Source organism: Burkholderia sp. GW821-FHT14F03 (genome assembly GCF_058803765.1).
Genome location: NZ_JBXAPG010000016.1, coordinates 58,945 through 83,930, shown reverse-complemented (window position 1 = coordinate 83,930; position 24,986 = coordinate 58,945). Strand labels below are relative to the sequence as shown.

The 24,986-nt window shown below is 65.8% G+C and carries 23 protein-coding genes and 3 tRNA genes; 10 read left to right on the top strand and 16 right to left on the bottom strand.

What is annotated here, in order from left to right; translation table 11 throughout:
• Nucleotides 1-65: 65 nt before the first annotated feature.
• From AC1RQF_RS13300 to tig, 7 genes are all read right to left on the bottom strand, one after another.
• A complete protein-coding gene (locus tag AC1RQF_RS13300) occupies nt 66-2,000 on the bottom strand; it encodes a SurA N-terminal domain-containing protein (RefSeq protein WP_492872222.1) in 1,935 nt (644 codons plus the stop codon).
• An 85-nt stretch (nt 2,001-2,085) separates the two neighbouring features.
• Nucleotides 2,086-2,162, bottom strand: a tRNA-Asp gene (locus AC1RQF_RS13295).
• A 21-nt stretch (nt 2,163-2,183) separates the two neighbouring features.
• Nucleotides 2,184-2,259: transfer RNA gene (locus AC1RQF_RS13290), tRNA-Val, on the bottom strand.
• Between the two features lie 211 nt (nt 2,260-2,470).
• Nucleotides 2,471-4,891, bottom strand: a complete 2,421-nt coding sequence (gene lon / locus AC1RQF_RS13285; protein WP_274002644.1) for an endopeptidase La — start codon at nt 4,889-4,891, stop codon at nt 2,471-2,473.
• Between the two features lie 197 nt (nt 4,892-5,088).
• Nucleotides 5,089-6,360 carry an ATP-dependent Clp protease ATP-binding subunit ClpX gene (clpX, locus tag AC1RQF_RS13280; RefSeq protein ID WP_274002643.1) on the bottom strand — a complete coding sequence of 424 codons (1,272 nt, stop codon included), beginning with the start codon at nt 6,358-6,360 and terminating at the stop codon, nt 5,089-5,091.
• 152 nt (nt 6,361-6,512) lie between these two features.
• A complete protein-coding gene (gene clpP / locus AC1RQF_RS13275) occupies nt 6,513-7,166 on the bottom strand; it encodes an ATP-dependent Clp endopeptidase proteolytic subunit ClpP (protein ID WP_274002642.1) in 654 nt (217 codons plus the stop codon).
• A gap of 136 nt (nt 7,167-7,302) precedes the next feature.
• Nucleotides 7,303-8,652 carry a trigger factor gene (gene tig, locus AC1RQF_RS13270; protein ID WP_274002641.1) on the bottom strand — a complete coding sequence of 450 codons (1,350 nt, stop codon included), beginning with the start codon at nt 8,650-8,652 and terminating at the stop codon, nt 7,303-7,305.
• Between the two features lie 368 nt (nt 8,653-9,020).
• Here tig and AC1RQF_RS13265 point away from each other — a divergent pair, with 368 nt between their 5' ends.
• Nucleotides 9,021-10,178, top strand: coding sequence for a glycerate kinase family protein (locus AC1RQF_RS13265; RefSeq protein ID WP_492872221.1), 1,158 nt, complete (start codon nt 9,021-9,023; stop codon nt 10,176-10,178).
• Between the two features lie 157 nt (nt 10,179-10,335).
• On the top strand, nt 10,336-10,785 hold the full coding sequence (locus AC1RQF_RS13260) for a MarR family winged helix-turn-helix transcriptional regulator (protein WP_252985047.1): 450 nt from the start codon (nt 10,336-10,338) through the stop codon (nt 10,783-10,785).
• A gap of 48 nt (nt 10,786-10,833) precedes the next feature.
• Here AC1RQF_RS13260 and AC1RQF_RS13255 read toward each other — a convergent pair whose 3' ends face one another.
• Nucleotides 10,834-11,823, bottom strand: a complete 990-nt coding sequence (locus tag AC1RQF_RS13255; protein ID WP_274002639.1) for a 2-dehydropantoate 2-reductase — start codon at nt 11,821-11,823, stop codon at nt 10,834-10,836.
• Nucleotides 11,824-12,046: 223 nt separating this feature from the next.
• Between AC1RQF_RS13255 and AC1RQF_RS13250 the strand changes: the two genes are divergently transcribed.
• The 4 genes from AC1RQF_RS13250 (at nt 12,047) to AC1RQF_RS13235 (ending at nt 13,882) form a co-directional block, all read left to right on the top strand.
• Nucleotides 12,047-12,256 (top strand): hypothetical protein, encoded by a 210-nt coding sequence (locus AC1RQF_RS13250; protein WP_492872220.1) that lies wholly within the window; start codon nt 12,047-12,049, stop codon nt 12,254-12,256.
• Nucleotides 12,253-12,603, top strand: coding sequence for a BON domain-containing protein (locus tag AC1RQF_RS13245; protein WP_492872219.1), 351 nt, complete (start codon nt 12,253-12,255; stop codon nt 12,601-12,603). The genes AC1RQF_RS13250 and AC1RQF_RS13245 overlap by 4 nt, the downstream gene beginning before the upstream one ends.
• 71 nt (nt 12,604-12,674) lie before the next feature.
• A complete protein-coding gene (locus AC1RQF_RS13240) occupies nt 12,675-12,872 on the top strand; it encodes a CsbD family protein (RefSeq protein ID WP_492872218.1) in 198 nt (65 codons plus the stop codon).
• A gap of 386 nt (nt 12,873-13,258) precedes the next feature.
• The gene (locus tag AC1RQF_RS13235; RefSeq protein ID WP_492872217.1) at nt 13,259-13,882 is read left to right on the top strand and encodes a phospholipase D family nuclease; all 624 of its coding nucleotides are present in this window, start codon (nt 13,259-13,261) and stop codon (nt 13,880-13,882) included.
• A 16-nt stretch (nt 13,883-13,898) separates the two neighbouring features.
• Here AC1RQF_RS13235 and AC1RQF_RS13230 read toward each other — a convergent pair whose 3' ends face one another.
• A complete protein-coding gene (locus AC1RQF_RS13230; protein ID WP_492872216.1) occupies nt 13,899-15,041 on the bottom strand; it encodes a helix-turn-helix transcriptional regulator in 1,143 nt (380 codons plus the stop codon).
• Between the two features lie 387 nt (nt 15,042-15,428).
• On the opposite strand from AC1RQF_RS13230, the gene AC1RQF_RS13225 reads away from it, so the two are divergent.
• From AC1RQF_RS13225 to AC1RQF_RS13215, 3 genes are all read left to right on the top strand, one after another.
• Complete coding sequence (locus AC1RQF_RS13225; RefSeq protein ID WP_492872215.1) at nt 15,429-16,616, top strand: MFS transporter; 1,188 nt, start codon at nt 15,429-15,431, stop codon at nt 16,614-16,616.
• Between the two features lie 36 nt (nt 16,617-16,652).
• On the top strand, nt 16,653-17,762 hold the full coding sequence (locus AC1RQF_RS13220) for a class II histone deacetylase (protein WP_492872214.1): 1,110 nt from the start codon (nt 16,653-16,655) through the stop codon (nt 17,760-17,762).
• Nucleotides 17,763-18,372: 610 nt separating this feature from the next.
• A complete protein-coding gene (locus AC1RQF_RS13215; RefSeq protein ID WP_274002627.1) occupies nt 18,373-20,214 on the top strand; it encodes an amidohydrolase in 1,842 nt (613 codons plus the stop codon).
• A 345-nt stretch (nt 20,215-20,559) separates the two neighbouring features.
• Here the strand turns inward: AC1RQF_RS13215 and AC1RQF_RS13210 are convergent, their stop codons facing one another.
• On the bottom strand, nt 20,560-20,757 hold the full coding sequence (locus tag AC1RQF_RS13210; RefSeq protein ID WP_492872213.1) for a hypothetical protein: 198 nt from the start codon (nt 20,755-20,757) through the stop codon (nt 20,560-20,562).
• A gap of 288 nt (nt 20,758-21,045) precedes the next feature.
• Between AC1RQF_RS13210 and AC1RQF_RS13205 the strand changes: the two genes are divergently transcribed.
• Nucleotides 21,046-22,044 (top strand): fimbrial protein, encoded by a 999-nt coding sequence (locus AC1RQF_RS13205; RefSeq protein WP_492872212.1) that lies wholly within the window; start codon nt 21,046-21,048, stop codon nt 22,042-22,044.
• A 508-nt stretch (nt 22,045-22,552) separates the two neighbouring features.
• Here the strand turns inward: AC1RQF_RS13205 and AC1RQF_RS13200 are convergent.
• The 6 genes from AC1RQF_RS13200 to AC1RQF_RS13175 all read right to left on the bottom strand — a co-directional run bounded on the left by AC1RQF_RS13200 (nt 22,553) and on the right by AC1RQF_RS13175 (nt 24,832).
• The gene (locus tag AC1RQF_RS13200; RefSeq protein ID WP_492872211.1) at nt 22,553-22,975 is read right to left on the bottom strand and encodes a lysozyme inhibitor LprI family protein; all 423 of its coding nucleotides are present in this window, start codon (nt 22,973-22,975) and stop codon (nt 22,553-22,555) included.
• Nucleotides 22,972-23,469, bottom strand: coding sequence for a lysozyme (locus tag AC1RQF_RS13195; RefSeq protein WP_492872210.1), 498 nt, complete (start codon nt 23,467-23,469; stop codon nt 22,972-22,974). Before AC1RQF_RS13195 ends, AC1RQF_RS13200 begins: the two co-directional genes overlap by 4 nt.
• A 383-nt stretch (nt 23,470-23,852) precedes the next feature.
• Nucleotides 23,853-24,002 (bottom strand): hypothetical protein, encoded by a 150-nt coding sequence (locus tag AC1RQF_RS13190; RefSeq protein ID WP_492872209.1) that lies wholly within the window; start codon nt 24,000-24,002, stop codon nt 23,853-23,855.
• Nucleotides 24,003-24,160: 158 nt separating this feature from the next.
• A complete protein-coding gene (locus AC1RQF_RS13185; protein ID WP_492872208.1) occupies nt 24,161-24,415 on the bottom strand; it encodes a phage integrase central domain-containing protein in 255 nt (84 codons plus the stop codon).
• Nucleotides 24,336-24,572, bottom strand: a complete 237-nt coding sequence (locus tag AC1RQF_RS13180; protein ID WP_492872207.1) for an Arm DNA-binding domain-containing protein — start codon at nt 24,570-24,572, stop codon at nt 24,336-24,338. Before AC1RQF_RS13180 ends, AC1RQF_RS13185 begins: the two co-directional genes overlap by 80 nt.
• A gap of 173 nt (nt 24,573-24,745) precedes the next feature.
• Nucleotides 24,746-24,832, bottom strand: a tRNA-Leu gene (locus tag AC1RQF_RS13175).
• Nucleotides 24,833-24,986: the final 154 nt, after the last annotated feature.

Here is a 24,986-nt window from a genome sequence, read left to right as displayed (position 1 = left end):
AACAAGGCCCCGCGCGTGCGGGGCCTTGTGTCGGATGCGCAAGCCCGGCAAGCCGGGCGCGCGGCTTACTCGCCGCCGTCCTGGGACGCGTCCGCGATCGAGCCGTAGTGCTTGACCTTCGAGCGGTCGCGCAGCCCCGCCATCACCGCCTCGACCTCGCTTTGCGCGTACACCTGCGCAAGCTGCTGCTGCGCGGCGGCCAGGCGCTGCGCGTCGACCGGCGCGGCCGGCACCAGCGCGTTGACGCGGAAGACCGCGTAGCCCGCCTCGCCAAGATCGACACCGACATAGGCCGGCAGCGACTTCGGATCCACCTTGTAGATCGCGCTCACCGCCGCGGGCGGCAAGCCGTGCGCCTGCGTGCGCGAGATCTTGTCGGCCGGCGTGAAGCCCGTGGTCGACTTCGACTTCTGCAGCGCCGCGAGCTTCGCCGCGCCATCCTGCTTCGCGAGCGCCAGTTCCTGCTCGGCCACCACCTTCTCGCGCACCGCGGCCTTGATCGCATCGAGCGTCGGCACGACGGACGGCTTGTGCTCGGTCACGTGCGCGGAGATCAGCGTGTTGTTGCCGACGTCGATCGCCTGCGTGTTGTTGCCGACCTTGGTCGCATCGGCCGAGAACACCGCCGCGAGGAACTTCGCGTTGTTGAGCGGGCTGTCGGGCGGCAGCGCCGGATTCAGCTGCGGCGAGACCGTCGCGGTCTGGATCGTCAGCTTGTACTTGTCGGCAGCCGGCTGCAGGCTCTTGGACTTCTCATAGACGGTCGACGAGAACCCCTCGGCGTTGTCCGCGTAGGCCTTCGCCGCGTACTGCTGGCGCAGCTCGGTCGCGATCGCATCCTTGACCTCGGCGAACGGCTTCTGCGTCGCCGCCTTGACCTCGGTCGCCTTCAGGATGTGGAAGCCCAGATCCGATTCCACGACAGTGCTCACCTCGCCCTGCTTGAGCGCGAACGCGGCGTTGTCGAACGCCGGGCCGCCTGCCGTCGAACCGCGCGCGATGAAACCGAGGTCGCCGCCCTTGGCCGCCGACGGCGCGTCCTGCGACTGCTTCGCGGCGATCTGCGCGAACTGGTCTGGATGCGCCTTGACGTCGGCGAGCAGTTGCTCCGCCTTCGACTTCGCCGCGCTCTTGTCGGCCGCGCTCGCATCCTTCGCGGCCGCGATGAAGATATGGCTCACGCGCACCTGTGCGTCGGTGCGGAAACGCGCGGCGTTGTCGTCGTAGTACTTCTTGAGATCGGCGTCGGTCAACTGCGCGCTCGCCGCCGCGGCGGCCGGCGAATAGACGAGGTACTGGATCGTCGCCGACTCGGGCGTCGCGAACGACGCCTTGTGCGCATCGTAGTAGGCGCCGATCTGCGCGCCGGTCGGCTGCACCTTCGACGCGTAGTCGGCCGGCTTCAGGACTAGGGCCTGCACTTCACGCTGCTGTTCCGCGAGTTCGGTCAGGTGCTGCGCGAGGCTCTTCGGCGTGAAGGCGGTCGTGATCACGCTGTTCGGGATCTGCTGCAACGCGAGGTTGTAGCGCACGCGCTCCTGGTACTGGTCGGGCGTCATCCCCTGCATCGCCAGCAACTGCGTGTAGCGCTCACCGTCGAACGAACCATCCGGCTTCTTCAGCGAGGCAATCACCGGATCGCTGAGCAGCGTCTGGCGCACTTCCGCGTCCGAGGCGGTCAGGTGCAGGCGGCGCGTCTCGTCGGCGAGCGCGCGCTGCTGGATCAGATTGTCGAGCAGCTGCTGGCGGCGCTCGGGCGAATCGAAGGTCTTCGCATCGAACTGGGCGCCGAGCATCTGGCGCGCCTGGTCGACCTGCTGGCGCAGCGCGGTGTTGAACTCGGCGCGCGTGATCTTGTGCCCGTTGACTTCCGCAACATTCGCGGTCTCGTCGAAGAAGCCGCGGAAACCCTGAATCCCGACGATCCCCAACCCCGGCAGCACGATCAGGAGCAGGAGGAACATCATCAGGCGCTGGTGATTACGGAAGAAATCGAGCATGCGTGACGATTGAGAAGGATAAAACGCCCGATATTACCTCAGCGGGCAAGAAAAAAGGCGAACCGGAGTTCGCCTTTCGGAATGATGGCGGAGCGGACGGGACTCGAACCCGCGACCCCCGGCGTGACAGGCCGGTATTCTAACCGACTGAACTACCGCTCCTTGGTCTTGGGCAATCGGAACTGGTGGGTGCTGAGAGGCTCGAACTCCCGACCTACGCCTTGTAAGGGCGCCGCTCTACCAACTGAGCTAAGCACCCGCTCCGCATTGCCGCCTGCCCGGAGTCTTGCAACCCTCAAGCAGCGAGCCCGCAACTATAGCGCAACCGCGCCCTGTTTGCCAAGCCCATTCGCATCGCTTCCGTACGCAATATAGCCCAGGCGCGATCCGATCCCAAGCACCCATAAAAAACCCGCGGCGCACGCGCCGCGGGTTTCGGGAGCGCGCGCCGCACGGCGCGCCGCTCATGCTCAGTGCTTGACGAAATCGGACGCGCCCGCATCCTTGGCGGCATCCGCGACCGGCGCGGCGGCTTTCGCCTCCTCTTCCGGCAGCGCCTCCGGCAAACGCTCGAGCGCCAGTTCGAGCACCTTGTCGATCCAGCGGACCGGCACGATCTCGATCGCGTTCTTCACGTTGTCGGGGATCTCGGCGAGATCCTTGACGTTCTCTTCCGGGATCAGCACGAGCTTGATGCCGCCGCGATGCGCAGCCAGCAGCTTCTCCTTGAGCCCGCCGATCGGCAGCACTTCGCCGCGCAGCGTGATCTCGCCCGTCATCGCGACATCGGCGCGCACCGGGATGCCCGTCAGCACGGACACCAGCGCGGTCGTCATCGCAATGCCGGCGGACGGACCGTCCTTCGGCGTCGCGCCTTCCGGCACGTGAATGTGGATGTCCTGCTTCTCGAATGCCTCGTCCTTCACGCCGAGCCGGCGCGAACGCGAACGCACGACCGAACGCGCCGCCTCGACCGACTCCTTCATCACGTCGCCGAGCGAACCGGTGCGGATCACGTTGCCCTTGCCGGGCATCACGGCCGCTTCGATCGTCAGCAGATCGCCGCCGACTTCCGTCCACGCGAGGCCGGTGACCTGGCCGACCTGGTTTTCCTTCGCGGCCAGACCGAAGTCGTACTTGCGCACGCCGAGGAAGGTGTCGAGGTTCTCGCCGTCGACCTTGATCGCGCCCGTCGCCTTCTTGAGCAGCAGCATCTTCACGACCTTGCGGCAGATCTTCGACACTTCGCGCTCGAGCGAACGCACGCCCGCTTCACGCGTGTAGTAGCGGATGATGTCGCGGATCGCCTGCTCGGTGACCTCGATCTCGCCTTCCTTCAGGCCGTTGTTCTTCTTCTGCTTCGGCAGCAGGTAACGCTGAGCGATGCTGACCTTCTCGTCTTCCGTGTAGCCGGACAGGCGGATCACTTCCATCCGGTCGAGCAGCGGCGGCGGGATGTTCAGCGAGTTCGAGGTCGCGACGAACATCACGTCCGACAGGTCGAAGTCGACCTCGACGTAGTGGTCGGCGAATGTGTGGTTCTGCTCCGGATCGAGCACCTCGAGCAGCGCCGACGACGGATCACCGCGGAAATCCATGCCCATCTTGTCGACTTCGTCGAGCAGGAACAGCGGATTGCGCACGGCGACCTTCGACAGGCTCTGCAGGATCTTGCCCGGCATCGAGCCGATGTAGGTCCGGCGGTGACCGCGGATCTCCGCCTCGTCACGCACCCCGCCGAGCGCCATGCGGACGAACTTGCGGTTCGTCGCGCGGGCGATCGACTGGCCGAGCGAGGTCTTGCCGACGCCCGGAGGCCCGACGAGGCACAGGATCGGCGCCTTCACCTTGTCGACGCGCTGCTGGACCGCGAGATACTCGAGGATCCGTTCCTTGACCTTCTCGAGGCCGTAGTGATCCTCGTCGAGCACGCGCTCGGCGTTCGACAGGTCGTTGTTGACCTTGCTCTTCTTGCGCCACGGCAACGCGATCAGCGTGTCGATGTAGTTGCGCACGACGGTCGCCTCGGCCGACATCGGCGACATCAGCTTGAGCTTCTTCAGCTCCGCATCGGCCTTCTTCTTGGCTTCCTTCGGCATGCGCGCGGCGTTGATGCGCTTCTCGAGCTCCTCGAGATCCGCGCCTTCCTCGCCCTCGCCCAGTTCCTTCTGGATCGCCTTGACCTGCTCGTTCAGGTAGTACTCGCGCTGGCTCTTCTCCATCTGGCGCTTCACGCGCCCGCGGATGCGCTTCTCGACCTGCAGGATGTCGATCTCGGCTTCGAGCTGCGCGAGCAGGTGCTCGAGGCGCTCGATCACCGGGAACATCTCGAGGATGTGCTGCTTCTGGTCGAGCTTGAGCGGCAGGTGCGCGGCGATGGTGTCGGCAAGACGGCCCGCCTCGTCGATGCCCGACAGCGAGGTCAGGATCTCCGGCGGGATCTTCTTGTTCAGCTTCACGTACTGGTCGAACTGCGACACGATCGCGCGACGCAGCGCCTCGGTTTCCGCGCTGTCCGCGTGATCCGGTTCGAGCGGCATCACCTCGCAGGAGAACTGCGTCTCCTGCTCTTCGATCGACAGCGCCTGCGCGCGCTGCAAGCCCTCGACGAGCACCTTCACGGTGCCGTCGGGCAGCTTCAGCATCTGCAGGATGTTGGCGATGCAGCCAACCTCGTACATGTCTTTTTCGGTCGGCTCATCCTTGGCCGCGGTTTTCTGCGCGACGAGCATGATGTGCTTGCCGCCTTCCATCGCGACTTCGAGGGCCTTGATCGATTTCGGTCGACCCACGAAGAGCGGGATCACCATATGCGGGAAAACGACGACATCCCGCAGCGGCAGCAGCGGGAGCGTGATGCGTTCCGGCGGAAGAAGTTGGGTGCCTGACATTTCATTTCCCCATGAGTGGAATCAATTGTTCGGTAATTGAGGCCGGCACAGCAGATTGCAAGCCTTCAGCGCGTGGGAAATATTCGGTAAAAATTCAACCGTGGCGGTTCGAGTCAGAGTTACCCACAAAGATAAACGAAAAAAAGCCGCTCACGACGCCATGAACGGCTTTTTTGCTTACCACACCTTAAAGCCGATCAATTCGAACCCGCCACCTTGGGCGCGTCCTCATAGATCAATAACGGTTTACCATCGCCGTCGATGACATTGTCGTCGATGATGACTTTGCTGACCCCTTTCATCGTCGGCAATTCGTACATCACGTCGAGCAGCGCCTGTTCGATGATCGAGCGCAAGCCGCGCGCGCCGGTCTTGCGGCGGATCGCCTTGCGGGCGACGGCCTGCAGCGCGCCCGGACGGATTTCGAGTTCGACCCGTTCCATCGCGAACAGCTTGTGGTACTGCTTGACGAGCGCATTCTTCGGCTCGATCAGGATTTTCACCAGGGCGGCCTCGTCGAGCTTGCCGAGCGTCGCGACCACCGGCAGACGACCGATCAGTTCGGGGATCAACCCGAATTTGATCAGATCCTCCGGCTCGACCTCGCGCAGCACCTCGCCCGCGTCACGCTCCTGCTTGCTCTTCACGGTCGCGCCGAAACCGATGCCGGTCTTCTCGGTGCGATCGGTGATGACCTTCTCCAGGCCGTCGAACGCGCCGCCGCAGATGAACAGGATGTTGGTCGTGTCGACCTGGATGAAATCCTGGTTCGGGTGCTTGCGGCCGCCCTGCGGCGGCACCGACGCCATCGTGCCCTCGACGAGCTTGAGCAGCGCCTGCTGCACGCCCTCGCCCGACACGTCGCGGGTGATCGACGGGTTGTCCGACTTGCGGCTGATCTTGTCGATCTCGTCGATGTAGACGATGCCGCGCTGCGCCTTGTCGACTTCGTAGTTGCAGTTCTGCAGCAACTTCTGAATGATGTTCTCGACATCCTCGCCGACATAGCCGGCTTCCGTCAGCGTGGTCGCGTCGGCGATCACGAACGGCACGTTCAGCAGGCGCGCGAGGGTCTGCGCGAGCAGCGTCTTGCCGGAACCCGTCGGGCCGATCAGCAGGATGTTGCTCTTCGACAGCTCGATGTCGTCCTTCTTGTCGAGATGCTTGAGGCGCTTGTAGTGGTTGTAGACCGCGACGGCGAGAATCTTCTTCGCGCGCTCCTGCCCGATCACGTATTGATCGAGGATGTCGCGAATTTCCTGCGGGCTCGGCAGATCCGATTTCGACAGGCTGGCTTCGACGCCCGCCGCGGCTGCTTCGTCGCGAATGATTTCGTTGCACAGGTCGATGCATTCATCGCAGATGAACACCGACGGGCCCGCGATGAGTTTCTTCACCTCATGCTGGCTTTTCCCGCAGAACGAGCAATACAACAGCTTCTCGCTGTTAGAACCTTTCTTGTCCGCCATGGATGTATGAGCCTCCGGACGCGTGAGTTACATGATACGCCGTTTGCCCCCGACACCACGATCCGGGGTGCGCGGGGGCCGGCTGGATGTGCTTGCCGCCGATGCTCGGGGCGTCGGGGACGGCCGCCGTTTTGGGGCGGCACCCCACTAGATCAGGGACGCTTGGCCGACACGTGGTCGATCAGCCCGTATGCCTTCGCATCATCGCTGGACATGAAATTATCACGATCGGTGTCGCGCGCGATGCGCTCGACGTCCTGCCCCGTGTGTTCGGCGAGCAGCGCGTTCAGGCGCTCCTTCAAGTAGAGGATCTCGCGCGCCTGGATCTCGATGTCCGACGCCTGGCCGCGCGCGCCGCCGAGCGGCTGGTGGATCATCACGCGCGCGTTCGGCAGCGCGAAGCGCTTGCCCCGTGCGCCCGCCGCGAGCAGGAACGCACCCATGCTGGCCGCGAGGCCCATGCACAGCGTCGACACGTCGGGCTTCACGAACTGCATCGTGTCGTAGATCGCGAGACCGGCCGACACCGAGCCGCCCGGGCTGTTGATGTAGAGGCTGATGTCCTTGTCGGGATTCTCGCTCTCGAGGAACAGCAACTGCGCGACCACGAGGTTCGCGGTCTGGTCGTTCACTTCGCCGACCATGAACACGATGCGCTCTTTCAGGAGGCGCGAATAGATGTCATACGAACGCTCGCCGCGGCCGCTCGTCTCGACGACGATCGGCACCAGACCCAGCGCCTGGGTCTCGAAATCCCGCGGAGCGTGCGAAGCCAACGTATCCAGCAATTGAGCGCGATTGATCATTCAATGAGCCTTGTCCGAGTGAGTATTGAACGGAGCGGAAGCAAACCGCGACCACCATGTTACCGGCAGTCGCACAGAATGCGAAAACGGCGTGCGGGCCGTCGCTCGGACAGCCAGCACGCCGCTGGAGCAACGCTTAAGCTTGCGCCGTCGCGCTCGCCAGTGCTTCGAAGCTCACTTCCTTGTCCGTCACCTTCGCCTTGCCCAGCACGAAGTCGACGACGTTGCTTTCAACGACGAACGCTTCCATCTCGGCGAGGCGCTGCTGGTTCGAATAATACCAGCGGACCACTTCCTTCGGGTCTTCGTAGCTCTTCGCGAACTCGTCCACTTCCGCGCGGATCTGTTCCGGCTTCGCCTCGAGGCCGTTCGACTTCACCAGTTCGGCCAGCACGAGGCCCAGCTTCACGCGGCGCTCGGCCTGCTCGGTGAACATCTCGGCCGGGATCGGCGCCTGCGCCGCATTCGGCACGCCGCGCTGCGCGAGATCCTGGCGCGCCATCTCGACGAGACGCTCCTGGTCCTGCTCGACCAGCGCCTTCGGCACGTCCAGCTCCGAAATCTTCAGCAGCGCGTCCATCACCTGATTCTTCACGATCGCCTGGGTGCGACGCTTCGCCTCACGCTCCAGGTTTTCCTTGATCTCGCCGCGCATCTTCGTCAGATCGCCGTCTTCGATGCCGAGCGACTTCGCGAATGCCGCGTCGATCTCCGGCAGGTGCGCCCACTCGACCTTCTTCATCGTGACCGTGAACTTCGCGGTCTTGCCCGCGACGTCCTTGCCGTGATAGTCGGCCGGGAACGTCAGGTCGAATTCGCGCGACTCGCCGACCTTCAGGCCCAGCGCCGCCTTCTCGAATTCGGGCAGCATGCGACCTTCGCCGAGCACGAACGGGAAGTCTTCCGCGGTACCGCCCTGGAATGCGACGTCGTCGATCTTGCCGACGAAGTCGACCGTCACACGGTCGCCGTTCTGCGCGGCCGTTTCCGCGCCGCCGTCACCGTGCTCGCCGCCTTCGCCGCGCGCGTGGAAATGCACGCGCTGCTTGCGCAGGATGTCGAGGGTGCGGTCGATCTCGGCGTCGCCGATGGTCGTGGTCGAACGCTCGACCTCGGCCACGGCCAGATCGCCGATCTTCACTTCCGGGTAGACCTCGAAGGTCGCGTCGAACGCGTACGCTTCTTCCGACAAGGCTTCCTGCTTCGGCGCGAAGCTCGGCTGGCCGGCGACGCGCAGGTTTTCCGCGCGGCTGATGTCGAAGAATTCCTGCCCGATCTTGTCGCTCAGCACTTCCGCTTCGACCTGGCCCGAATACTGCTGCGCGACCATCTTGAGCGGCACCTTGCCCGGGCGGAAGCCCGGCATGCGCACGTTCTTCGCGAGTTTCTGAATACGGGCGTCGATTTCCTTCTGCACGACTGCCTTCTGCAGCGAGATCGTGACGCGGCGTTCGAGCTTGCCGAGGTTTTCAACAACGTTAGCCATGGCTTCAATCGTCCTAAAATTATTCGAGCGAATCGGTTTTCCTTGCCGTACCCGCGCGGCGGCGGATGTGCCCGCGCCGCCGTTGCGCGCCCCGCGCGCAAACGACGAGCGTGCGCAGCGCGGGCGGCTTCCAAGCACGGCTTTGGCCGGAAGAATCGACTATTCTAGCAAACTATTTTCCCCGCACCGCGAGATTCCATCCCCGCTCGCCCCGCGACCGTCGACGGCACGCCCGCACCCCGCGCGATGCCGGTCATGCGCCGCCCCGTATCCGGGCCACCCGGCCGCCCTGCTAAGCTTCGATCCGACGCGGCGCCGCGCGCCGCCGAATTCCTCACACCAATCGACGTTCCATGTCCGGAGACACCATGCCGCATCCGCCCGTTGTCGTCATCGCGCCCGATTCCTTCAAAGGCTCGCTTTCCGCCGCGCAGGTGGCCGACGCGATCGGCGCCGGGGTGCGCCGCGCGCAGCCGGACGCCGAGCTGCGCTGCCGGCCGATGGCGGACGGCGGCGAGGGCACCCTCGATGCGATGCTCGCGCACGGCGGCGCGCGACGCACGCTGCGCGTGGCGGGCGCCGCGCTCGCGCCGCGCGACGCGGCGGTCGGCCGGCTCGGCCCGGATACGGCGCTCGTCGAGACGGCCGAGGTGGTCGGCATCACGGACCCGGCCGGGATGGCCGCGCCGGTCGAGGCGCGCAGCACGCGCGGCCTCGGCGACGCGATCCGCGCCCTGCTCGACGACGGCGTGCGCACCTTCTACGTCGCGCTCGGCGGCAGCAGCACCAACGACGCCGGCGCGGGCCTGCTCGCCGGGCTCGGCCTGCGCGCGTTCGACGCCGACGGCCGCGCGCTCGAACCGACGCCCGCCACGCTCGCGCGCATCGCCCGCCTCGACGTGGCGGGCCTCGATCCGCGGCTCGCGCAGGCGACCTTCATCGGCATGTCGGATGTCGACAACCCGCTCACCGGCGCGCACGGCGCAACCGCGGTGTTCGGTCCGCAGAAGGGCGTGACGCCCGCCCAGGTCGAACCGCTCGACGCCGCGCTCGGGCACTTCGCCGAGCTGCTCGAGGCCGCGCTGCCGCGCCGCCCCGGCACGCCCGCCGGCCGCGCGCGCGACCTGTCCGGCGCCGGTGCGGCGGGCGGGCTCGGCTTCGCGCTGCACATGCTCGGCGCGCGCTTCGAAGCGGGCGCCGAGGTGGTCGCGCGGCAGATCGGCCTCGACGGCGCACTCGCGGGCGCGCACTGGTTGATCACCGGCGAAGGCCGCTCCGACGCGCAGACGCTGCACGGCAAGGCGCCGTTCGTCGCCTGCCGGCACGCGCGCGCGGCGGGCGTGCCGGCCACGCTGTTGTCGGGCGCGGTCGACGCCGCCGCGCTCGCGGCGCTCGGCGCGCATTTCGACGGCTGCTTCTCGCCCGCGCCGGGCCCGATCACGCTCGACGTCGCGATCCGCGACGCGGCCCGCCTGCTCGCCGACGCGGCGGAACAGCTGACCCGCCTGAAGTACGGCCGCACCTGAAGTACGGCCGCACCTGAAAGGGCGGCCGTCGGCGCGACGCCGCCGCCTCGCCGAAGGCGGTTCGGACGTCGCGCGGCCGCCGCACCGCGCGCGCCGACGTTGACCGCGCGCCGGGATACGGCAACAATCGGGCCGCCCCCTCCTTCAGGATTCCGACATGAAAGGCAGCAAAGCCGGCCTCGAGCAGTTTCTGACCTATCGCCTGCACGTGTTGAACAAGCTGTCCGATCGCGGGATCGGCGAGCTTTATCAGACGAAGCTCGGCATCTCGCTGCCCGAGGCGCGGGTGATCGCGGCCATCGGCGCGTTCGGCCCGTTCTCGATCATGGAACTGGCCCGCCACACCCACCTCGACAAGAGCCAGGCCAGCCGCGCGGCGGAGGCGCTGATCCGGCGCGGGCTCGTCGAACGCGGCGCGAGCGACGAGGATGCGCGGGTCGTGCTGGTCGCGCTGACGCGCGACGGCGTCGCGCTCAATCGCCGCATCATGCCGATCGCGCGCAAATGGAACGCCGAGCTGCTCGCCGGCCTGAGCGAGCACGAGCAGCAGGTCTTCGCACGCGCGTTCGACCGCATCATCGCGCGCCTGAGCGACCGTCTCGCCTGACGACCCGGCGCGGCGCCGTCCGGCCTCGCGCCGTCCGGCCGCGCCCGCTCACAGCCCGCTGTTGGCCGCGCGCTGCCGCAGCAGCCCCAGCACCGCGTCGCAGTAAGGCGTCGGCACCTCGAGCCGGCGGCCCAGCTCCGGGAACACCCCGAGGATCGGCCCGATCTCGAGCGGGCGTCCCGCCTCCAGGTCCTGCAGCATCGAGGTCTTGAACGCGCCGAGCCGGCGCGTGACCGCGATCCGCTCCGGGCCGCTCATGCCGGTCGACAGCGCGAGCCGCGCGCCGATCGCGTCGGCCTCCTCCATCATCCGCAGCGCGAGCGCATGCGTGTACGGATCGTCGAGCAGGCGATCGGCGGTCGAACCCGCGAGCGCGCTCAGCGGATTCATGTTCATGTTGCCCCACAGCTTGGCCCAGATCTCGGTGCGGATCGCCGCGCTCGTCTCGACCTCGAAGCCGCCCGCGGCAAGCGCCCGGGCGAAACGCGCGGCGGCCGCCTCGCGGGCCGCGTCCGGCGCGCCGACGATCAGGCGGTTGCCGCGCCCGCGCCGCACCACGCCGGGCGCGGACGTCGCCGACGACAGGTGCACCACGCAGCCGATCGCCTGCGCCGGCGGCAACGCCGCCGACACCGCCCCCGCCGGATCGATCGATTCGAGGCAGACGCCGTCGAGCGGCCCAGCAAAGCCGTGCAGGAACCACCACGGCAGCCCGTTCATCGCGCCCACCACCACCGTGCGCGGCCCGACCAGCGGCGCGAGCCGCGACGCCAACGCCGGCAGCGCCTGCGCCTTCAGCGCCAGCACCACGTAGTCCTGCTCGCCCAGCGCCGCCGCGTCGTCGCTCGCGGCCAGCCGCACGACGGTCTCCCCGCCCTGTTCGTCGGCGATGCGCAGCCCGTCCGCGCGGACCGCGTCGAGCGTCGCGCCGCGCGCGAACGCGCCGACCTGCCAGCCGGCTTGCGCCAGCGCCGCGGCGAACAGGCCGCCGATCGCGCCCAGGCCCACCACGGCCACGCGCACGGAGGATGCATTCATCGTCGAGTCTCCTGATTGGTTGGTATCGTCGTGCCGACGAGGATAGGCATTCATGGTTGCGAACACAACCAGTTTTCATGGCGTCCCGCGCCGCGGCCGGTTGCTCGCCGGCTGGCGCAAACGCACTAGGAAACCGGGTGCATTTGCCTCTGTCGACGCGGATTGCCGCTCCGTATTCTGAACCTGTCACGCATTCCAATACATCCGCAGCAAGGAGTCGCCGATGAACCTGCACCAGACGCCCGACCCGCGCCCACCGGCCGACGTGCCGCCGCCCCAGCCCGGCAAGCCGTTCCCCGGGCAGCAGCCGCCCGGCATCCCCGTTCCGCCCGACGTGCCGCAACCCGGCACGCCGATCGTGCGCCGGGCCCGGGCTGGTGCGCCTGAGCGCTCGCCGACCCCGTCTTTCTTTCACCCCTGGAGGCCCGCATGAACCGAACCCGATCCCTTTCGTCCGTACTCGCGATCAGCACCGCATTCCTGCTTGGCACAGCCGGCTGGAGCAGCGCCTACGCGCAGACCGAACCGGCCAGCGACGGCGCGGCGGCCGAATCCAGCCAGCCCGTCACCGACACCTGGATCACCACCAAGGTGAAGAGCGAACTCGCCGTCACCGACGGCGTGAAGAGCACCGAGGTCGGCGTGAAGACGATCGACGGCATCGTCACGCTCACGGGCGTGCTGCCGACCCGGATCGCCGTCAAGAAGGCCGTGGCCATCGCGCGCGCCGTGAAGGGCGTGAAGCACGTGGATGCCGCCGGCCTGAAGGCCAAGGCCTGACGCCTGCAGCGATTCGCACCAACCGCCGCCGCGCCCGCGCGGCGGCGTCGATTCCCAACCAGGAGAACAGCATGAACGAAGACAAGATCAAGGGACAGTGGAAGCAGTTGACCGGCAAGCTCAAGGCGAAATGGGGCAAGCTGACCAATGACGATCTCGCGGCCGTCGAAGGCAATCGCGAATACCTCGCCGGCAAGATCCAGGAGCGCTACGGCATCGCGCGCGACGAGGCCGAGCGGCAACTGAAGGATTTCGACAAGTCGCTGTAACCGGGCATGCGGGACGACGATCGGCCGTCCCGCCCTTCCCCTCTCATCGAGGAGCGTCGAATTGGGCAAGTACCTGATCGCCTGGCTGCTGGGCGTGCCGCTCGGCGTGCTCGTGATCGCCTGCCTGGTCGCTCACATCCTGTAGGCAACCGCGCGGCCGGCCATCCATTCGGGCCGGCCGCATCACTTTCGCCGGCTTGCCGATGCGCGCGCAGGCGCGCATCGGCACCCGCTCATCGATCCGGACGGCCCCTCCTTCTCCCATCCGACGCGCCTCCTTCCTCCCGCGCCCCACCGGCTCGCCCCACGCACGCGTCGCTTCGCGAAACCCGCCGACTGCCGTTACACTCTCGCCTCGTTTGTTTTCCACGCTCCGCCCGAACCTCATGCTGTTGCGCAACCGGCTGACCGCCGCGTGTCTCTCCGTCGCCCTGCTGTCCGCCCCTCAACTGGCCGTCGCCAAGACGCCTACCGACACCCTGTACGCCGAGGTCGTCGCCTACCTGTCGCGCCTGCTCTCTGCGCCGCCGCGCGAAGCGCCGGCCGGCCAGGTCATCGAGGCCGCGTTCTCGCCGGACGGCGGCGCGGAAGCGCTGGTCCTGAAGGTGATCGGCGCGGCGCGCGCCTCGCTGCGGCTCGCCGGCTATTCGTTCACCTCGCCGAAGGTGGTGCGCGCGCTGCTCGACGCGCGCCAGCGCGGCGTCGACATCGCCGTGGTCGTCGACAACGACGGCAATCGCTCGAAGGCGTCGAAGCAGGCGCTCAACCTGCTCGTCAACGCGAAGGTGCCGACCCGCACAATCGACCGCTACGCCATCCATCACGACAAGTACATCGTCGTCGACGGCCGCCACGTCGAGACCGGCTCGTTCAACTACTCGGCCTCCGCCGCCTCGCGAAACTCGGAAAACGTGCTCGTCGTGTGGAACAACCCGGCGCTCGCCACGCAATACCTGCAGCACTGGCAGAACCGCTACGACCAGGGCACGAACTACCGCTCCAGCTACTGAGCGTCGCCGCGCGCCGTCATGCCGCGCCGGGCGGCGGGTCGGCCGCGCGCCGGTCCGGCGCATCCAGCGCGCCCAGCACGCCCGGGATCTGGCTCTTGTCGTGCATCCCCAGCTTCCGATACGCGCAGCGCAGGTAATGCCGCACCGTCGCGGGCGAGATGGCCATGCGCTGCGCGACCTCCTTGTGCGAACGCCCCTCGCCGTAATAGCGAATCGCCGCCAGCTCGCGCGGGCTCAGCCGGTCGAGCAGCGAACGCGGGCGCGCTTCAAGCAGGAACAGCCCCGCCACGCCCGTACATTGCACGCGCAGGGCCTCGCCCAGGAACGGCTGCCCCGCATGGCCCCGCACGTGCTCGACCAATTCGCCCGGCAGCCGCTCGCCGCGCCACTGCGGCCACTCGCCGCGCAGCGCCGCCTCGAATTCCGGATCCGCGTGATGCAGCACGCCGAAGCTGTCGCAGATCGCGCGCGCCGTCGACGCCGCCGCCTCGCCGCGCAGCCGCGCGAGGTGCGCCGCGCGATTGATGGTCAGCGCCGCGGCCAGGTGCGGGATCACATCCTCGTAGCGGCGCGCGTCGTCGTCGCTGAACGGCTGGTGCAGCCCATGCCGATAGATCGACAGGAAGGTCGTGAGTCCGAAGCGACGATCGAACACGCTCACGCACATCAGCTGCGCGAGCCCGTATCGCACGCACCAATCGCGAAAACAGCCGTCGAGCCCCGCGTCGAGCGCCGAGACCCGCGCCGCGCAGCCGACCGCCGCCAGGGTCCGCGCCGCGAGCGGATCGGCGTCGCGCACGCGCAGCCAGTCGCTGAAGAACGCGGGCGGCAGGCGGTACAGGTAGCTGTTGTGCATCACCGGCCCGGACGGCAGGTGGGTGGTCACGCCGGTCCAGGCCGCGTCGAACGGCAGGTAGCCGGACAGCAGCGCGAAGAAGCGGCATTCGAATTCGCCGATCCCGGCCTGCCCCGCGAGCGCGTACAGATCGAGCAACAACAGGCTCAATTCGCGCGGCGACGCCACCGCCGCGCCCGGCACACCGGCGAAGTCGGCCCGGCGTGCCGGGCGCGACGGCCAGGCGGCCTCGTCGAGCACGATCGCGGCCGGCACGTCGCTCGGCGCATCGGGGTACTGCCGGATTCCTGCGCTGACCGTCACTGAAGCTCCTTCGCCCGCCGGACCGCCCGGGCCGCGTGCCGCGATGAACGGACGATTATAGCGAGCGCTTTTTTTGAAAAACCCCCGGGCGCGCCCCCGTTCACACCCCGTTCATTTGGACGGGGACCTGCCGCGCCGCCGTCGCCGGACGAAGCGCCACCCCCGGTGTCTTCCGGCCGTCCGGCTCTCGCGGGTTTTCCTCAACGTTCATCTGCACGACTGGGCAAGGTCCGGATCGCCGCCGACACTCGTCGCATCGGGCCCCGCCTCACGGCAAGGAGCGCCGATGCAGCACCACCCGCCCCGGCACGGCGATGCCGCGCCGTCCGCGCACGTGCGCCGCCCGGCACCATCGTGCTGACCGTCCCGCCCCCAACCGGCCACCCCATGCCCGAAACCCTGCCACCACCCGCGCCGCTCGCCGCCGCGCACCCCAACGCGCCGCACTTCACATCGGCCACGCTCACCGCGCTCGTGGCTTTCGCCGCCATCACGCCGCTGCTGTTGCTCGTCGCGCCCGCGGTCGCCGCGCAGCTCGCGGCTCAGTTCGGGTTGTCCGCCTCGCAGGTCGGCGTGTACTTCTTCGTCGAGCTGGGCGCGTTCAGCGCGGCGACGCTGCCGTCCTATCTATGGCTCGGGCGCGTGGCCGCGCCGCGCGTCGCATTCGTCGCGGTCGCCGTGTTCTGCGCCGGCAATCTCGCCACCGCCGGCCTGATGCCGGGCTTCCCCGCGCTGCTCGCGCTGCGCGCCGTCACCGCGTTCGGCGGCGGCACCTTGATGGTGCTGTGCATGACGAGCGCGGCCACCAGCGGCAACCACGATCGGGTCTACGGCGTCTGGGTGATCGGCCAGCTGATCGCGGGCGCGATCGGCCTGTTCGTGCTGCCGCATGTGTTCCAGCTGTTCGGGCTGCGCGCGCTGTACCTCGCGCTGGCCCTGCTCGGCGCGCTCGCAGCGCCGCTCGCGCGCGCGTTCCCCGCCGCGCTCGGCGCGCGCGCCGCCGGCCACGGCGAGACGATGCCGCCCGCCTCGTCCGCGTGGCTCGCCGCGCTCGCCATCGCGGGCGTGCTGACGTTCTACCTCGCGATCGGCGGCGTGTGGACCTTCGCCAGTCGCGCCGCCGCCGCCGCCGGCTTCGATGCGTCCGCCACCGGCACCGTGCTCGCGATCGCGAGCCTGTTCGGCATCGCCGGCGCGACGCTCGCCGCGCTGCTCGGCGGACGCGCGGCGCGGCGCGCGATGCTGTACACGGGCTACGGCATTCTCGTCGGGGCGCTGGCTCTGCTCGCCGCGCAGGCGGGCGCGCCCGGCTTCGCCGCCGCGATCCTCGCCTTCAAGTTCGCGTGGACCTTCGTGCTGCCGTTCGCGCTCGCCAGCGTGGCGCGCGTCGATCCGTCCGGCCGCCTGATCGCGACGCTCAACCTCGTGATCGGCGCGGGGCTCGCGGCCGGACCGCTCGTCGCCGGCCTGCTCCTCGACGGCGGCGGCACCCAGCGCCAGCTGTTCGCGCTCGCGGCCGTCGCGGCGTGCGCGTCGCTCGCGCTGCTGCTGCGCGTCGAGCGGCGCGCCGGTTGACCCTGCCTTGTCTTTCCAACCCACCTGACCGATCTCATGAGCAAAACCGCATTCTTCACCGACGAACGCACGTTCTGGCATACGGGCGGCATGCACGCGCTGTTCCTGCCGGTCGGCGGCTGGGTCCAGCCGCCGTCGGCCGCGGGCTACGCGGAATCGCCCGATTCGAAACGCCGCCTGCTTGCGCTCGTGCAGGCCTCCGGGCTCGGCGCCCGCCTCGCGATGCAAACCGCGCCGGCCGCGACCGACGCCGATCTGCGGCGGATCCATCCCGCGTCGTATCTGGATGCCTTCAAGCGCCTGAGCGACGCGACGGGCGGCGACCTCGGCGATCTCGCGCCGTTCGGCCCGGGCAGCTACGAAATCGCCGCGCTGTCGGCCGGGCTCGCGCTCGCGGCCGTCGACACCGTGCTCGACGCGCGCGCGCCCAACGCGTTCTCGCTGTCGCGGCCGCCCGGCCATCACTGCCTGCGCGACAAGCCGATGGGGTTCTGCCTGCTCGCCAACATCCCGATCGCGCTCGAGGCCGCGCGCGCGAAACACGGCGTGGAACGCATCGCCGTGATCGACTGGGACGTGCATCACGGCAACGGCACGCAGTCGATCTATTACGACGATCCCCACACGCTGACAATCTCGCTGCACCAGGACCGCTGCTTTCCGCCCGGCTACAGTGGCGCCGAGGAACGCGGCACAGGCGCGGGCGTGGGCGCGAATCTCAACATTCCGCTGCTCGCGGGCGCGGGCGACGACGCCTATCGTCACGCGCTCGCGCGCATCGTGTTGCCGGCGCTCGATGCGTTCAGGCCCGAGTTGATCGTCGTCGCGAGCGGGCTCGATGCGAACGCGGTCGATCCGCTCGCGCGCATGCAATTGCACAGCGACAGCTACCGGCATCTCACGCAAGGCGTGAAGGACGCGGCGGAACGGCTGTGCGGCGGACGCCTGGTGGTCGTGCACGAAGGCGGCTATTCGGAGGCGTACGTGCCGTTCTGCGGCCTCGCGATCGTCGAGACATTGGCGGGCTTGCGCACCGCGGTCGACGACCCCGCGCTCGCGCTGATGACCGCGCAGCAGCCGGGCGAGCGGTTCAACGCGTTCCAGCGCGACCTCATCGACGAATTGGCGTCGCAGTTCGGTTATTAGGCGTCGGTCAGCGGCGCTATCCAGCGCTTCGGCGCGCGCCGGGCGAGGCCGTCATATGCGCCGCATGCGCGGCGCCGGTCGGGACGATCCAGGGCCGGCGGGAGCCGGCCTGCGCGACCGCCGCGCATTCCCCGTCAAAACCCGGGCAATACATTTATTTCCCACAAAATACCTCGGATTATCATTGTAATTTCCCGCCATTTATCGTAGTTGCCCGCGAATATCGGCGCGGGTATTTTGATCTCGCTCCATACAAAATCCATATTTATAAATATCATCGCGTATTGCATTTGCGCCGCGCCGGGTGTCGTCGCATGCGGAGCCGACGCAATGTCCCGATGGGATTCCAGAAGCGAGCTTCATCGATTCCGCATCACGCGCCCCCGCCCCCTCCGTCTTCGGCGCCTTGATTCCCGACATTGTCTGCGGCGAACAGCAAGGACGATGTCGCGTCGCGCGCCGTCATGCGAGCCGGCAGCCCGGCAGCACGCATCGAAGTCGTAGCCCGCGCACGGCAATACGCGGATTTCGCGCACCCGCCCAGCTGTCGATTTTGCTTTCCATAAGCAATGCGTTCGCGCAATCAATAAAAACTGACAAGGAGCCCATTATGTTCCAGCGACACCAGCTCGGATGTGCATGCTGCAGCCCGCATTTATTAGCGCCCGTCCTCGGCCAAAGCGAATCCGCATGGCAAGACTTGCTCCAGGAATTGAGCCGCCTGGAAACGCCGCGAAAACCCGAAGCCGTCATCTTCCACGGCGGACGCATCTATCCGGATCCGGAAGACTGCGCCACGCGCGTCGACGCACTGGGTATCGCCGATCACAAGGTCGTCGCCGCGGGCACGCTCCACGAGGTGCGCCAACGCATGTGGGAGCGCCACCCCAACGCCATCGAACGCATACTCCACGGCAGCCAGACCTTGCTCCCCGGCCTGGTCGAGCCGCACATGCACCTGCTGCCCAGCGCGGTGTTCCGCATCGCGCCGTGGATCAACGTGACGCCGTTCGAGGAGCAGAAGCTGCGCCCCGGCTACAGCGCGGCCTGGATCCGCGACCAGATTGTGGCTGCCGTCAACGATACGCCGGCCGGAGGCGACGCGTGGGTGTGCGGAAGCGGCGTCGACCCGTCGCTGATGGACGTCTGGGTGGATATCGACCGCGCCTGGCTGGACGACATCAGCAAGGACGTGCGCCTGTTCCTGATCAACGCCTCAGGCCATCTCGGCTATGCCAACAGCGCCGCGTTGCAGGCCGCCGGACTCGAGGCCACCTATCCCAACGGGGTGCTGACCGAAACGCGGGTCGATCTGGTGATGAACGCCATCCCCAAGCCGCAACCGGCGGACCTGCTGCTCGCGATGCGAGCGGTATTGCAGGAGGCGAACAAGCGCGGCATCACCACCGTCTTCGACGCGGGTTTGGGAATGGGCATCGGGTTCTATGAAGTTGTCCTGATGCAGGCGCTGGCGAAGACGCCGCTGATGACGGCGCGCATGGGCGCGGCCCTGTTCGGCAACAACGATCTTTGGCGGTTGTGGTTGAATCAGTTCAAGCCGGAATTCGCCAGCGCGCCCGAAGCGCTGTTCAGCATCCGCGCGATGAAGCTGATTGCCGACGGCTCCAACCAGGGGCTGACCGGCCTGCAAAGCCAGCCGTACAAGTGCTGCGCCGAGCACCGCGTCCCCGGCGTCGGGCCCAACGGGCTCTTCAACTTCTCGCCCGTCGATGGCCTGGCGCACGTCATGCAACAGGTCGTCGAGAAGGGATGGCCGGTCCTGACCCATGCCAACGGGGACGAAGCCATCGCCAATGTGCTGGCGGCCTACCAACTGGCGCTGAGCCAGGTTCCTCCTGCTGCGTCGGCCACCGCGCAACCCGGTGCGACGCCGGTCGCGTTGCGCCATCGGATCGAGCATGCCTCGCTCCTCAGCGACGACGATCTGCGCGCCATGAAGCGGCTGTCGATCTCGCCCAGTTTCCTGATCGGCCACGTGGGTTACTGGGGACGCGCGTTCCAGAAGACCATCCTGGGCGAAGCGCGCGCGCAGAAGCTCGACCGCTGCAAATCGGCGCTGAACGAGGGCCTGCGCGTCAGCCTGCACAGCGATCATTTCGTGTCTCCGCTGGGGCCGCTGCGCTACATGGATCAGGCGATGGGGCGAACGATGGAAGCGGACCCGGAACAGGCGACCTTGAATGCGGCCGAATGCCTGAGCGCGTCCGAGGCGTTGCGCGCGGTGACCATCGACGCGGCGTGGCAGTGCCATCTCGACGATCAGGTCGGCTCATTGAAGGAAGGGAAGCAGGCCGACCTCGTGATCCTCGCAGACGATCCGCTGCAGGGCAATCAGCCCGGGAATCCGTATCGGCTGCGTGACATCGCGGCGCTGGAGACGTGGGTCAGCGGGCGCAAGGTTTACGACAGTTTGGAGGCGAACACCCGCTAGGCGACGTCTCGGTATCGATAGTGGTGTGGCTCGATCCGCTGATCATGCGTTTCGCAAGCGCGTGATCGGCGATCGGCGTCGCATGACCTGCACGAGCGCGCAGGGGCCGGGACGGCATCGTATGCGTCGGCCATCCTGTACCTCGCGGACAGCGTCAGGATCCAGGAAAGCAGTCGCCAAATATATGTTATTCGCGCCACTCAGACTTGCATCGCCGCGATTTTTTCGGGTCAACCAATGACACCCCGGTCGAAAGAAATTTTATTGGCACGTCGAAAATCAATGCCCACCACAAGATAGCCGACGCCATTCGACCCATCGAATTTAAGCAATCTCAAACAACACTCACCTGCGCCCCCTTTGACGGGCAACCCAATCACCGCCCACTCCTTCGCCGGCAACCACCTCCTTATCCACAATCCATTGCGCTTGCTTGTCATTACCACTGATCGACATTCGCCCGATGCCGCCGTCGATGCCAGGATCCCGGAATGCACAGCCGTTCTGATTCATCGCATTCAGCCCACGCGGCAGGAAGTTCACTCCCGTCGCCGGCCCGGCAATCACGCTGAGGTCAAACAGCTTTCCGCCCCAGGGTATCGAGGCCGCGTCGATCTGGTCGAATTTCGACCACTGCCGGCAGCATGCCTCGGAGATGTCATGCGACGACTTCGTACAAAATGGATTTCAATCTTATTTAGTACTCGTCCCATATCAAAACGAGGCAATCTATTCGACAATTAAAAGCAAATTTTTAATCATCGAATTGAATTTCCCCCAATAAAGTACTGACGAAACAATTTCAGCTCGACTCATCGCCGGAACCATCATATGGCAATCACATCATCGATAAAAATTGCATTATTTGCCTCTGTTACGATTTTCTCGAACTATGCTCATTCGTCTTGCCAGTTTTTTAATGGAAGCGGATCCACTATTCCCACCCCTATTTATCAATCTGTAATCGTAAACGACTGGCTGATCCCGAGAAACAAAGTCGTTGGCAGCACCGAGACGACCTATGCGCATGGCTGGAATACGATCTCCACGGGATGTGCGGCGGGGCAAGTGCAGACCACAGCCGAGATTAGCGGCGGAACACTTGTGCCCGGCTACCAAGACACGTACCAAACCGGCATACCAGGAATCGGCATCCAGTTCCGCGCTGCGGTTCCAGGAATCAGCAATACGCAGATCGCTCCCTTCAACAAGACAACCTCGATCTCCTTCAATACACCGAAGGAGAGCTTCAACGCTGGAGTCACGCTCGTCGTGACCGGGCCGGTGCAGTCCGGAACCATCAACGGAAGCCAGCTTCCCACCATGACCTGGCGAGCCATGCAAGACGGGGTGCGCACGAGCTACGTCCTCCGTGTCGAGGGAGTTTTGACCGTGGCGAGCCAGACCTGCAAGGTCAAGCATTCATCAATCAATGTCGATCTGCCTCGGGTAATGAGCAAAGACCTGCAGGACATCGGTTCGACGACGGGCGACACGAAGTTTTCCATCGATCTGGATACCTGCGCGATTGGCGTCGGCATCAATCTGACGCTGACGGATGTCGCGAAGCCGGACAATGCATCGAACGTCCTGTCTCTCAACAAGTCGTCGAGTGCACAGGGTATCGGCTATCAAATCCTCTACAACGCCATCCCGATCAAGTTCGGTCCCGATTCCGCGATCGCCGGCAACCAGAATCAGTGGAGCATCGGCAATGCAACGAGCGCAAACATCAGCATCCCGCTGACGGCGAGATATCTACGCACATCGGGCGCGCTGGTCCCTGGAACCGCCATCGGGCTAGCCTCGTTCACCATGTCATATCAATGAGGAAGGCAGCTGTGCCATGCAGCGAGCGCAATCTCACCGCGCGGCCGCGACGCTGGCCGCTGCTCCCAACCGGAGCGGGTGAAGCGAGGAAAGACGTATTGCGTGCGGTGACTAGGGAGATCCGGCAACCGAAATTCCCCCCTTGAAAAGGCTTGTGGGGTGTTTTTGTGCCGCCTGCGGATGCTTGATGGTGCGAGGCCGAGAACCACAACCACCAATTAAGCCATTAATTTAAATGGCGTTTCTCTCAATTCGTATTTTTAACCTGCCCCCACATGTGCCCCCGGACATTTTCCCTCGAAATCGGGAACGTGACCGGCACAAACATAGTTCAACAGGTAGCTGGTACTTCCCGTCGGCGCTACCAGCGATCAAGCTTCTCCATCAGGTCGACTACTTGCTGAAGTACATGAAAATAGCGAACATGAAGACCACCATCCAGATCGGAAAGAAAATCATCTCCTGCCGATCCGTGAGTTGGTACTTCACTTTTTACGTCGCTTAACCATCATGCCCCCTTGTGGCTTGATGCCACGAGCCGCTTCGTCATCGTCTTCGTCGATGACGTCACGCAGATCGCCTGTGCCGCTGGACGCATCGAGCCGTCGCCCCACTCTTTCCGGGCTGACTTCTCGCAAGACGCGTCGCGCGCCTTTTTCCATTTCGAAATTCGCGCCTCGAGCGCTGCCTTGCGATCTGGGTGCTCGCTACCCTGTTGGTCAATGACCTGCTGCAGCTCGCGCTCGGCGACGATCTGGTCACGCCACGCGCAGAAATTCATGCTGGTCTGGCTCCCATCGCAGTTGCTGAGCAATGCGGCGACCTCGCTGGCCGGCAGACCACTACGCGCCGAAATCTCGTCACCAGGCGTCTGGTCAGCCACCGCGGCCGCCGACATCGCCAAGAGCATCCAGAGAAAGTGCTTCTTCATCGGGTCCTCTGACGTTGGAAGGGGGCAACTTCCAGGCGGCGCCGGTTGGCGAGCCCAGTTGATCGAACCGGGGCGAGGCGCCGTCCGCATGCATCGCGTGGGTGGAGGTAGATGCGCTGGCTCATGTGCGAAACGACCCCGGCGTCGTCGTTCCGGTTCGCAGAATGCAGCGCGGACAGCGCCCCGGTGTTACCGGCGTTGTACGTGTAGCTGACCAACTCATCGAATTGCGCCTGCGTGAGTTCGCGCTGGGTGACGTTCCGGCGGACCTGCGCCTCTGCAGTGCCAATACGCGCGGCGAGTTGTGCATTGACCTGTGCTGCAGTCACCGGGCGCCGCAGTTCTTCGGGCGTGCACGCGCCGGTATGCGCAAGGGTGCCGACGCCGAACGTGCAGTTGTTCGCTTGATCGTTGTAGTAGTGCATGACCGCCTGTTCGCGCTCTCGCAGTGCGGCCCAGCCCGCATCGCTGAGGCGCATGTTTTCGTTCGCCATTTTCTTCCTCTCAGTGCCATTTTTTGGGATCCACGACGGCCACGCGGACAGCGCACTTTATCACCGAAGGCTATCTCAAGATTCTCGTCAATTCTTGAGCTACCCATTCCTCAAGCCGCCGTGCTCCGGGCTGAGGATCTCCCTGGAGCCGCAGCAAAACACGCGACGGAAGATCGTGTAAGGTCGGTTGTGCGCCATGGTTCCGCACGTTTGCAGCAGCCTGCAACGTTGGTATCACAGCACGTCCTCGGAAGGCTTGGCCATCTGCTTGACCGAGATGCAGCGCGACGGCGTCGATGATCACCTGCTGCGATCTCGCTACGCCAATCAGAAACTCAGCAAGCTGCTCATTCGTGATTGCCATGCTGCCTCCAATCAGAGGTTCAGACAACGACGTCCTTGGGATCGAACGATATCAGCTGCAGCGCCAGCCGCGTCTGGTAATCGCCGTCGTATGCCTCGTTGCTTTTCATCAGTTCCGGCAACTCGGCTTCGCTCACACGCGTCATATGCACGACAGTGCGGGTTTTCAAAGCCCCGCGGAGATCCGGAGCCGGATCGCGCTCAGCACGCCCCGTCGCGATCGCATACCGGAGATCTGGCTCGTTGCCCGGATCGCCTTATGCGCGAGTTCGATCGCATCGAGTGACTCAATCTTACGAAAGACAGCGAGAAGCTCGGGCGCCGAAACCTAGTCGATCGGTCGAGCGCCCAGCGAAGGGAAAATCTCCCGCTCCAACAGCTTCATGATCCGTGCGGCATGGCGCTCCTTCCACTGCTCATGCCACTCCCGAGCAATAGCCTCGAAGGTGTTCTCGCGATCCAGACTCCGCTGCAGCTTCACAAGATTCTTTTCGTGAGACGGATCAAGCCCACCGCGCAACTGCGCTTTGATCTCGTCTCGAGCCTTGCGGGCGGCAGCAAAGTAATCGCTGGGAGACCCCAAGGGCCATCCGTTTCTCTTTGCCGTCGATGCGATACTTCAGACGCGAGTACTTCGAGCCGCTCGGCATGACTTCAAGGTACATGCCCTGACCGTCAGCCAGCTTGTAGGCCTTCTCGCGGGGCTTGGCCGACTGGATCGCGACATTGGTGAGGGGCATGTGAGCGCGGGGGCATTTCGACGCCCCAAGTCAGAAAAACTACCCCCAACGATGTCCCACCGATTTGGTGGCCGCCAATGGGAAGTGATGGGCAACGCTGGTAGCAAAAAGCCTCGTAAGTCATTGACTAACGAGGCTTTATGGTCAGCCATGGTTCTCGCTGGGAGAATTTGTGGTGCGTGAGGCCGGACTCGAACCGGCACACCCTTGCGGGCGTCAGGACCTAAACCTGGTGCGTCTACCAATTTCGCCACTCACGCGCCTCGGCACTGTCGAACCCGCCAGCCGGCGGGCTTCGAGGGCCGCTTGCCCTGCATGACAGGACAGCCGCCCAAAAGCGCGAGCGCGAGATTCTAACCGATCCGCATGCGCTTGTCTCTACCGGCGGCCCCGAATCCGCCGCGATGCTAAAAT

Coding starts and splice junctions, on each gene's coding strand:
- lon (WP_274002644.1), bottom strand. CDS start 4,891: ATGTCAGGCACCCAACTTCTTCCGCCGGAACGCATCACGCTCCCGCTG.
- AC1RQF_RS13220 (WP_492872214.1), top strand. CDS start 16,653: ATGAGCAAAACCGCATTCTTCACCGACGAACGCACGTTCTGGCATACG.
- AC1RQF_RS13250 (WP_492872220.1), top strand. CDS start 12,047: ATGAACCTGCACCAGACGCCCGACCCGCGCCCACCGGCCGACGTGCCG.
- clpX (WP_274002643.1), bottom strand. CDS start 6,360: ATGGCGGACAAGAAAGGTTCTAACAGCGAGAAGCTGTTGTATTGCTCG.
- AC1RQF_RS13195 (WP_492872210.1), bottom strand. CDS start 23,469: ATGGCGAACGAAAACATGCGCCTCAGCGATGCGGGCTGGGCCGCACTG.
- AC1RQF_RS13235 (WP_492872217.1), top strand. CDS start 13,259: ATGCTGTTGCGCAACCGGCTGACCGCCGCGTGTCTCTCCGTCGCCCTG.
- tig (WP_274002641.1), bottom strand. CDS start 8,652: ATGGCTAACGTTGTTGAAAACCTCGGCAAGCTCGAACGCCGCGTCACG.
- AC1RQF_RS13265 (WP_492872221.1), top strand. CDS start 9,021: ATGCCGCATCCGCCCGTTGTCGTCATCGCGCCCGATTCCTTCAAAGGC.
- AC1RQF_RS13245 (WP_492872219.1), top strand. CDS start 12,253: ATGAACCGAACCCGATCCCTTTCGTCCGTACTCGCGATCAGCACCGCA.
- AC1RQF_RS13225 (WP_492872215.1), top strand. CDS start 15,429: ATGCCCGAAACCCTGCCACCACCCGCGCCGCTCGCCGCCGCGCACCCC.
- AC1RQF_RS13240 (WP_492872218.1), top strand. CDS start 12,675: ATGAACGAAGACAAGATCAAGGGACAGTGGAAGCAGTTGACCGGCAAG.
- AC1RQF_RS13205 (WP_492872212.1), top strand. CDS start 21,046: ATGGCAATCACATCATCGATAAAAATTGCATTATTTGCCTCTGTTACG.
- AC1RQF_RS13260 (WP_252985047.1), top strand. CDS start 10,336: ATGAAAGGCAGCAAAGCCGGCCTCGAGCAGTTTCTGACCTATCGCCTG.
- AC1RQF_RS13300 (WP_492872222.1), bottom strand. CDS start 2,000: ATGCTCGATTTCTTCCGTAATCACCAGCGCCTGATGATGTTCCTCCTG.
- AC1RQF_RS13180 (WP_492872207.1), bottom strand. CDS start 24,572: ATGCCCCTCACCAATGTCGCGATCCAGTCGGCCAAGCCCCGCGAGAAG.
- AC1RQF_RS13215 (WP_274002627.1), top strand. CDS start 18,373: ATGTTCCAGCGACACCAGCTCGGATGTGCATGCTGCAGCCCGCATTTA.
- clpP (WP_274002642.1), bottom strand. CDS start 7,166: ATGATCAATCGCGCTCAATTGCTGGATACGTTGGCTTCGCACGCTCCG.
- AC1RQF_RS13255 (WP_274002639.1), bottom strand. CDS start 11,823: ATGAATGCATCCTCCGTGCGCGTGGCCGTGGTGGGCCTGGGCGCGATC.
- AC1RQF_RS13200 (WP_492872211.1), bottom strand. CDS start 22,975: ATGAAGAAGCACTTTCTCTGGATGCTCTTGGCGATGTCGGCGGCCGCG.